Source organism: Pseudomonas sp., assembly GCF_037994325.1.
Lineage (GTDB): Bacteria > Pseudomonadota > Gammaproteobacteria > Pseudomonadales > Pseudomonadaceae > Aquipseudomonas.
Map to the genome: position 1 here is coordinate 1 of NZ_JBBNAH010000555.1, position 8,663 is coordinate 8,663.

At 59.3% G+C, this 8,663-nt stretch carries 10 protein-coding genes; 7 read left to right on the forward strand and 3 right to left on the reverse strand.

The genetic code is table 11. The features are described 5' to 3' along the window. The first annotated feature begins 171 nt into the window (after nucleotides 1-171). The 4 genes from AAAB16_RS18565 to AAAB16_RS18580 all read left to right on the forward strand — a co-directional run bounded on the left by AAAB16_RS18565 (nucleotide 172) and on the right by AAAB16_RS18580 (nucleotide 4,885). On the forward strand, nucleotides 172-1,443 hold the full coding sequence (locus tag AAAB16_RS18565; protein WP_340664655.1) for a YeaH/YhbH family protein: 1,272 nt from the start codon (nucleotides 172-174) through the stop codon (nucleotides 1,441-1,443). Between the two features lie 9 nt (nucleotides 1,444-1,452). Then, entirely contained in the window at nucleotides 1,453-3,018 is a 1,566-nt protein-coding gene (locus tag AAAB16_RS18570; RefSeq protein ID WP_340664656.1) for a SpoVR family protein, read from the forward strand. A 76-nt stretch (nucleotides 3,019-3,094) separates the two neighbouring features. Then, a complete protein-coding gene (locus AAAB16_RS18575) occupies nucleotides 3,095-3,604 on the forward strand; it encodes a DUF4136 domain-containing protein (protein WP_340664657.1) in 510 nt (169 codons plus the stop codon). 54 nt (nucleotides 3,605-3,658) lie between these two features. Beyond that, nucleotides 3,659-4,885, forward strand: a complete 1,227-nt coding sequence (locus tag AAAB16_RS18580) for a multifunctional CCA addition/repair protein (protein ID WP_340664658.1) — start codon at nucleotides 3,659-3,661, stop codon at nucleotides 4,883-4,885. Nucleotides 4,886-4,906: 21 nt separating this feature from the next. Here the strand turns inward: AAAB16_RS18580 and folK are convergent, their stop codons facing one another. Both folK and folB read right to left on the reverse strand, forming a co-directional pair. Beyond that, nucleotides 4,907-5,413, reverse strand: coding sequence for a 2-amino-4-hydroxy-6-hydroxymethyldihydropteridine diphosphokinase (gene folK, locus AAAB16_RS18585; protein ID WP_340664659.1), 507 nt, complete (start codon nucleotides 5,411-5,413; stop codon nucleotides 4,907-4,909). After that, nucleotides 5,404-5,760: a dihydroneopterin aldolase gene (gene folB / locus AAAB16_RS18590; protein WP_340664660.1), complete on the reverse strand. Its 357-nt coding sequence runs from the start codon at nucleotides 5,758-5,760 to the stop codon at nucleotides 5,404-5,406. Before folB ends, folK begins: the two co-directional genes overlap by 10 nt. A gap of 74 nt (nucleotides 5,761-5,834) precedes the next feature. On the opposite strand from folB, the gene plsY reads away from it, so the two are divergent. Beyond that, the gene (gene plsY, locus AAAB16_RS18595; protein ID WP_340664661.1) at nucleotides 5,835-6,404 is read left to right on the forward strand and encodes a glycerol-3-phosphate 1-O-acyltransferase PlsY; all 570 of its coding nucleotides are present in this window, start codon (nucleotides 5,835-5,837) and stop codon (nucleotides 6,402-6,404) included. A 3-nt stretch (nucleotides 6,405-6,407) separates the two neighbouring features. On the opposite strand, the gene tsaD is transcribed toward plsY, so the two are convergent. Continuing rightward, nucleotides 6,408-7,433 (reverse strand): tRNA (adenosine(37)-N6)-threonylcarbamoyltransferase complex transferase subunit TsaD, encoded by a 1,026-nt coding sequence (gene tsaD / locus AAAB16_RS18600; protein WP_340664662.1) that lies wholly within the window; start codon nucleotides 7,431-7,433, stop codon nucleotides 6,408-6,410. A 201-nt stretch (nucleotides 7,434-7,634) separates the two neighbouring features. Here tsaD and rpsU point away from each other — a divergent pair, with 201 nt between their 5' ends. Next, a complete protein-coding gene (gene rpsU / locus AAAB16_RS18605) occupies nucleotides 7,635-7,850 on the forward strand; it encodes a 30S ribosomal protein S21 (protein WP_002551877.1) in 216 nt (71 codons plus the stop codon). 320 nt (nucleotides 7,851-8,170) lie between these two features. Then, on the forward strand, nucleotides 8,171-8,663 hold a 493-nt coding region (locus AAAB16_RS18610; RefSeq protein ID WP_340664663.1), incomplete at its 3' end, for a CHC2 zinc finger domain-containing protein.

Here is an 8,663-nt window from a genome sequence, read left to right on the forward strand (position 1 = left end):
GCGCATGCAGGCCGTCTGAGCTAACAGTCGGGGCGTAGCGAGCGAAGGAGAGGCTAGGCGAAAAGAGGCGAGGACGCGGAGTTTACATCGAGTAAATGAGCAGTCCGAGCCGCTTTTCAACGACGCATCGCCGAAGCGCAGTAGCCCCCCCGGCAGCTCTAAGGAGCGTCCATGAGCTATGTGATCGACCGCCGTCTCAACGGCAAGAACAAAAGCACGGTAAACCGTCAGCGGTTCCTGCGACGTTACCGTGACCACATTAAAAAGGCGGTGGAAGAAGCCGTCAGCCGCCGCTCCATTACCGATATGGAACACGGCGAGCAGATCAGCATTCCGGGGCGCGACATCGACGAACCGCTGTTGCATCACGGCCGTGGCGGCAAGCAAACCCAGGTTCACCCCGGCAATAAAGAGTTCACCACCGGCGAGCGCATCCCTCGCCCGCAAGGCGGGGGCGGCGGTAAAGGCTCAGGCAAAGCCAGCAACTCCGGCGAGGGCATGGACGAGTTTTCTTTCCAGATTACCCAGGAAGAATTTCTCGACTTTATGTTCGAAGACCTCGAACTGCCCAACCTGGTAAAACGCCAACTGACCGGCACCGACACCTTTAAAACTGTGCGCGCCGGGGTCAGCAATGACGGCAACCCTTCTCGCATTAACATCGTGCGCACACTGCGCGCGTCCCATGCCCGGCGCATCGCGCTATCGGGCAGCAGCCGCAGCAAGCTGCATTTGGCCATTGCTGAGCTGGACCGACTAAAGCTCGAAGAACCTGACAACTTCGCCGACATTCAGGCCATAGAAGCCGAAATAGTCCTGCTACGTGCACGGATCAAGCGCGTGCCGTTTCTCGATACCTTCGACCTGAAATACAACCTGCTGGTCAAGCAGCCCAACCCCAGTTCCAAGGCCGTGATGTTTTGCCTAATGGACGTGTCTGGCTCCATGACCCAGGCCACCAAGGATATCGCCAAGCGCTTTTTTATCCTGCTGTACCTGTTCCTCAAGCGGAACTACGAAAAGATCGAGGTGGTGTTTATCCGCCACCACACCAGCGCCCGGGAAGTGGACGAAGAAGAGTTTTTCTATTCCCGCGAAACCGGCGGCACCATTGTTTCCAGCGCCCTCAAGCTGATGCAGGAGGTGATGGAAGCGCGCTATCCCACCAGCGAGTGGAATATCTACGCCGCCCAGGCCTCCGACGGCGATAACTGGAACGACGATTCACCGATTTGCCGCGACATTCTGATGAAGCAAATCATGCCGCTGGTGCAGTACTTCACCTATGTGGAAATCACCCCGCGCGAGCACCAGGCGTTGTGGTTCGAATATGAACAGGTGGGCGAAGCCTTTGCCGACACCTTCGCCCAGCAGCAACTGGTGTCCGCGGGTGATATTTACCCGGTGTTCCGCGAACTGTTTCAGCGCCGACTCGTTACCTGAGGTGTTGCCATGAGCGCTCGAGAAAAGGAAAAACGTCAGCCCATTTCCACCGGTTCCGAGTGGACCTTTGAGCTAATTCGCGCCTACGACAAAGAAATTGCGCGAATCGCCGAAGGCTATGCGCTGGACACCTATCCCAATCAGATTGAAGTGATCACCGCCGAGCAGATGATGGATGCCTACGCGTCGGTGGGTATGCCCCTGGGTTATCACCACTGGTCCTACGGCAAACACTTTCTCAGCACCGAGAAATCCTACAGCCGTGGGCAGATGGGCCTGGCCTACGAGATCGTGATCAATTCCGACCCGTGCATTGCCTACCTGATGGAAGAAAACACCATCTGCATGCAAGCGCTGGTGGTGGCCCATGCCTGCTATGGGCACAACAGCTTTTTCAAGGGCAACTACCTGTTCCGCACCTGGACCGACGCCAGCTCAATCATCGATTACCTGGTGTTCGCCAAGCAGTACATCATGCAATGCGAAGAGCGTTACGGCATCGACGCGGTGGAAGACCTGCTCGACTCCTGCCATGCACTGATGAACTACGGCGTCGACCGCTACAAACGCCCCTACCCGATTTCCGCCGAAGAAGAACGTCAACGGCAAAAAGAGCGCGAAGAACACCTGCAACGGCAGATCAATGACCTGTGGCGCACCATTCCCAAAGGGGCCGACAAGGGCAATGAGAAAGACGCCGGGCGCTTTCCCGCCGAGCCGCAGGAAAACATCCTCTACTTCTTGGAGAAACACGCGCCGCTGCTCGAGCCTTGGCAGCGCGAAGTGGTGCGTATCGTGCGCAAAATCGCCCAGTACTTTTACCCCCAGCGCCAGACGCAGGTGATGAACGAAGGCTGGGCCACCTTCTGGCACTACACGCTAATGAACGACCTGTACGACGAAGGCCTGGTCACCGACGGCTTTATGATGGAGTTCCTGCAATCGCACACCAGCGTGATCTACCAACCGCCGTTCGACAGCCCCTACTACAGCGGCATTAACCCCTACACCCTGGGCTTTGCCATGTACCGCGACATTCGCCGCATGTGCGAGGAACCCACCGAAGAGGACAAACGCTGGTTCCCGGATATAGCCGGCAGCGACTGGCTGAGCACGGTTAAATTCGCCATGAAAAGCTTCAAGGATGAGAGTTTTATCCTGCAGTACCTGTCGCCGAAAGTGATCCGTGACTTGAAGCTGTTTAGCGTGATGGACGACGACCAAAAAGATGAACTGGTGGTGCCAGCTATTCACGACGAACCCGGCTACCAGGCAATTCGCGAAACCCTGGCGGCGCAGTACAACCTGGGCAACCGCGAGCCCAATATTCAGATCTACAGCATCAATCGCCGTGGCGATCGCTCACTAACCCTGCGCCACCAACAACACGACCGCAAACCCTTGGGCGAGTCGACCGAAGAGGTGCTCAAACACCTGCACCGCTTATGGGGTTTCGATATCCACCTGGAAACCGTGCGCGGCGAGCAGGTGATTCAGACCCACCATGTGCCGCCCCGTGGCGAAGGTGAGAACAGCGAATACCCCAGGCTGGACTTGGTCATTCCACCGATCTGAGGACCACACGTTCGACGGGTTGACCCGCGGCAAGCTTGCGTTGAGCATGTTGCATCCTCAGCGGAGCTTGTCGTTTATGCCTGTTCTACGTGTTCTCTTCGTCTGTCTGTTGCTCGCCGGCTGTGCCAGCCCATCACCGCAAGTGCTGGTGGTACAAACCGCCACGCCGTCGCTGGGCACTCGCCACAGTTTTGAAATGCTCCCGCCCAGCACCAACACCGACGGCCAATTGCCGCCCACCACCGACTACGCCAAGGTCGACGCCAGCCTGCGCCAAGGCCTGCTTAACCACGGTTACCGCGAAGGCAAAAAAGCCGATTTGCGCGTGGCGTATTCGCTGACCCTCAACGAAACGCCCGTGGAATTTCGCGTCGACAACCCGCCGAACAATCCTCTCGGTAGTTACCTGGCCGTGCATCGCTTTCAGGATGAAAACATCACCCTGCGCCTGCGGGTTAGCGACCGCGCCGACAAAACGCTCTGGCAAGGCTTGATCACCACCACCTTGAGCCCTTCCTGGCAACGCGATGAGTTGCTGCACGCAGCGGTGGTCACCTTGCTACAGCAGATTCCCGTCAGCCGCTAAGCCTGGCCATAAGCGCTTCAGCAGGTATGCTGTGGCGCTAACGGAGGGTTTTTCATGCAGATTTACAAGGTTGGCGGCGCGGTGCGCGATCGCCTGCTCGGGCGCGCTGTCACTGATATTGACTGGCTGGTAGTCGGCGCCAGCGCGGAAGAAATGCTGGCCAAGGGTTTTCGCCCGGTAGGTGATGACTTTCCGGTATTTCTGCACCCGAAAACCCAAGAGGAATACGCCCTTGCCCGCACCGAACGCAAAAGCGGGCGCGGCTATGGCGGCTTTACTTTTTACGCCAGCCCCGAGGTCACCATCGAAGAAGACCTTACCCGCCGTGACCTGACCATCAATGCCATGGCCGAAGACGAGCAGGGCCAGGTGATCGACCCCTACGGCGGGCAGAAAGACCTTAACGCACGCCTGCTGCGCCATGTTTCCCCCGCTTTTGCCGAAGACCCCTTGCGGGTGCTGCGGGTGGCGCGCTTTGCCGCACGCTACGCGCCGCTGGGCTTTAGCGTGGCCGATGAAACCCTGACACTGATGCGTGAGCTCAGTGAGTCTGGCGAACTGTCGGCCCTTACCCCTGAGCGCAGTTGGAAGGAAATTTCCCGCGCGCTGATGGAAGAACGCCCGGACGTGTTTATCCAAGTGCTGCGCGACTGCGGCGCCCTGAAGGCCATGCTGCCGGAAATCGACGCCCTGTTTGGCGTGCCGCAGCCCGAAGCCCATCACCCCGAGATTGATACTGGCGCTCACGTACTGAGCGTTTTGCGCCAATGCGCCGAGCATAAACAACCGCTGACCGTGCGCTGGGCGTGCCTGCTCCACGACCTGGGTAAAGGCCTGACGCCGCCGGAAGAATGGCCGCGGCATATCGCCCACGAACATCGCGGTATCGCGCTGATCAAGGCAGTCAACGAACGCTGCAAAGCGCCGCGCGATTGCCAGGAACTGGCAGTGCTGGTCGGCGAATATCACACCCACAGTCATCGCGCCTTGGAGCTAAAAGCCTCGACCTTGCTGGAGCTGCTGCAGAGCTTTGATATCTACCGCCGTCCGCAGCGCTTTGAAGAATTTATCGCCGCCTGCGAAATGGACGCGCGTGGGCGCTTAGGGCTCGAGCAGCGCGACTACCCGCAAGCCGCTTATTTGCGTGGCGCGGCCGAAGCGGCGCGAGCGGTGACGACGCAGCCGTTGCTTGAGCAAGGTTTTAAAGGCCCGGAGTTGGGCGAGGCGATCAAGCGCGAGCGCTTAAAAGCGCTACAGGCTTACAAGAAAGACGCCACGTAGGATGCGCTGACCGGCACACCCCTACGGCGTGAGCTGTTGCCCGCGCCATTGAAAGGGAACCGGCGCCAACACCTGATCAATTTGCGCATCGCGCCACAGCTCGGCATAGGGCTTGCGCACACTTGGGTGCAGGCGCTCTGGCACCAGCAGCGCCAACGGCCACAACACAAACGCATTTTTGAGAATTTCGGCGCGCGGCAGTATCAGCCCGTCGAAATCGCCAACCTGATCGCCGTAGGTGAGCACATCAATATCCAACGGCAAGCCTTTGCGGTTCGGGGCATAACGGCCGTTGTCGGCTTCGATATGCTTGAGGCGGCGATCCAGCTCATGCAGCGACAGATCGGTCTCGGCTAGCAGCACAAAGTTGAAGAACGGCCCGCTCTTGATGCCCACCGGCGCACTTTCAAACACCGGCGAACACTCAATGTTGTGAAGAAATTGCGCCAAGGCCTCAAGGCCGGCGGTCAGGTGCGCTTCGCGCTCGACGTTGCTACCGAGGCCCAGCAGGATCGGGGTCAGAGACATCCGCGCTGGATCTCCACACCCACACCGCCAATGGCAGCGGGAACGGCGCCGGGCTTGGTCAGTTTCAGGCGCAAGCCGGGAATCTGGAATTCGTTCATCAGCATCTCGGCCAGACGCTCGGCGAAGGTTTCCACCAGTTGGAATTGGGCCTGTTCGGCAAACGCTTGAATGCGGCTGGAGACGGCGGCGTAGTCTAGTGCCTTGGTCAGGTCATCGCCGGCCGCGGCCGGGCGGTTGTCCCAGGCAAAGCTCAGGTCCAGGCGCAGGCACTGGCGAATGTCACGCTCCCAGTCATAGGCACCAATTACGGTGTCGACTTCCAGACCTTCGATAAACACTCTGTCCAAGCACGCTGCTCCGTCGCACGACAAGGGCGCTGTGCCCCGTTAGAATCGGGGCTCTCTCGCCCCGGATGGATACCATGTTTTGGTTACTGGCGATCCTCGCCTACCTGCTCGGCTCGCTGTCCTTTGCCATCCTGCTCAGCCGCTTGGCTGGCCGTCCCGACCCACGTGCTGCCGGCTCCGGCAATCCCGGCGCCACCAACATGCTGCGGGTGGCCGGTAAAAAGCTGGCCATTCTGACCCTGTTCGGCGACTTGCTCAAAGGCCTGTTACCGGTACTGCTGGCCTACGCCCTGGGCTTTACCGTCCAGCAACAAGCCTGGGTTGGCCTGGCCGCCGTGGTCGGGCATCTCTATCCGCTGTACTTCAACTTTCGCGGTGGCAAGGGTGTCGCCACAGCCGCAGGCATGCTCTTGGGGCTCTATCCGCCGGCCGCTTTGCTGGCAGTTGCCGGCTGGGGGCTGACCTTTTGGCTGACCCGGACCAGCTCACTGGCCGCCCTGATTGCCACCCCGCTGACTCTACCGTTACTGGCCTGGCAACAACCTGGCGCCCTGCTGCCGATGTGCGTGCTGACCGGCCTGATTGTTTGGCGTCACCGCAGCAATCTACGCGACCTGCTGGCTGGGCGCGAACGGCATTTTTAGCACTCAAATCGCCGGCAGTTGTTCCATTGGCCAACGTGCCTGCACCGAGATTTCCGGCCCTTCATGCTGACCGGCCTGCAGGCGCTGGCAACCGGCGTAGGCGATCATCGCGCCATTGTCGGTACAGAACGCTGGGCGGGCGTAAAACACATTGCCCTTGAGCTCACCGAGCATCTTTTCCAACGAACGCCGTAGCGCCTGATTGGCACTGACGCCGCCGGCGATTACCAAACGGTTAAGGCCAGTCTGCTTGAGAGCGCGGCGGCACTTGATAGTCAGAGTCTCGACCACGGCCGTCTGGAAGGCCAGGGCGATGTCGCAACGGGTTTGTTCACCGTCGTCGCCAGTGTCGCGGCACTGTAGCCAGGTGTTGAGGGCGAAGGTTTTCAGGCCGCTAAAGCTGAAATCCAGGCCAGGGCGATCGGTCATTGGTCGGGGAAATACAAAGCGTTTTTCTACGCCGTTCAGGGCCAAACGGGCGATTTCAGGACCACCTGGATAGCCAAGACCGATCAATTTCGCCGTTTTATCGAAGGCTTCGCCGGCAGCATCGTCCAGCGATTCGCCGAGCAATTGGTATTTGCCGATGCCATCGACCCGCACAAGTTGGGTGTGGCCGCCGGAAACCAGCAGGGCAACAAAAGGAAATTGCGGCGGGGTTTCTTCCAACATGGGCGCCAACAAATGGCCTTCCATATGGTGCACGCCGAGCGCAGGAACGTCCCAGGCAAAGGCCAGCGCCTGGGCGCAGGAAGCACCGACCAGCAAGGCACCAACCAGGCCAGGACCCGCGGTATAGGCGATGCCGTCGATATCCTGCGCGGTGCAGCCGGCCTGCTCCAGCACCTCGCGAATCAGCGGCAACATGCGCTTGACGTGGTCGCGCGAGGCCAGCTCCGGTACTACACCGCCGTAGGCCTTATGCAGGTCGATCTGGCTAAACAATGCGTCGCCCAGCAAGCCGCGCTCGCTGTCGTATAAAGCAACGCCGGTTTCATCGCAGGAGGTTTCTAATCCCAGCACGAGCATGGGTGGTTCCCTTCAGACTGGGCAATTTCGAAGGCGCGCATGATAATCGCCGTCCGTAAGCCCGACTAGCGGTTTTCGATCAGAGGCTTTGCATTCCGGGCAATGAGGCGTTAACATCCGCAACCCTTAAAAACCCGACGTCCTCCAGCTCAATTTTGCAACGAGTACGTCTACCCCGGTAATGAATGAAGGTAGCTCTGGATGCCAGCCGTCAAAGTTAAAGAGAACGAACCCTTCGACGTAGCTCTGCGTCGCTTCAAACGCTCCTGTGAAAAAGCCGGTGTTCTGGCTGAAGTTCGCAGCCGCGAGTTCTACGAGAAACCAACTTCCGAGCGTAAACGCAAAGCTGCAGCCGCAGTTAAGCGCCACGCCAAGAAAGTGCAGCGCGAACAGCGCCGCGCCGTTCGTCTGTACTAATACACAGACGTTCGCCGCCAGTTCTGCCACGCCCGGCGCAAGCCGGGTTGCCGGCAAAACCGATAGCACAAAACGCTTCAAACGCATTAGCGAAGTTATCAACACTGCTTAGGCAGTGGCGATAAGCCTCGCTTTTTCGCGTTTTCGCGGTAAAAAAATCCGCACAAACCGGGGATTCTTAGACTGTAGAGCCTAGGGTTATCTCTGGCATGATTGGCCTCCTCGCCGCCTACGCGCCGAGGCACAAGCGCTTTGCCCATTTTCCGAACACCTGAAATCGAGGCAGCAATGCCGACGATTCGACCGACTTCGAGAGCGCCATGGCTGGGCTGATTCCCCAAGGTTTTATTGACGACTTGCTCAACCGCACCGACATCGTCGACGTGGTTAGCTCGCGCGTGCAATTAAAGAAAACCGGGAAAAACTTCAGCGCCTGCTGCCCGTTCCACAAAGAGAAAACCCCATCGTTTAGCGTCAGCCCCGACAAGCAGTTCTACTACTGCTTCGGCTGCGGCGCCGGCGGCAACGCCCTGGGTTTTATCATGGACCACGACAACCTGGACTTCGTCCAGGCCGTGGAAGACCTGGCGAAAAGCGCCGGCATGGAAGTACCGCGCGAGGAAGGCGGACGCAGCGGCAACCACAAGCCACGCCAGCCCACCGATTCGCCGCTATACCCACTGCTAACGGCAGCTGCCGACTATTACCGCCAGGCGCTGAAAAGCCACCCAACACGCAAAGCGGCCGTCGACTATTTAAAGGGCCGCGGCCTGTCCGGCGAAATCGCCCGCGACTTCGGCCTGGGTTTCGCCC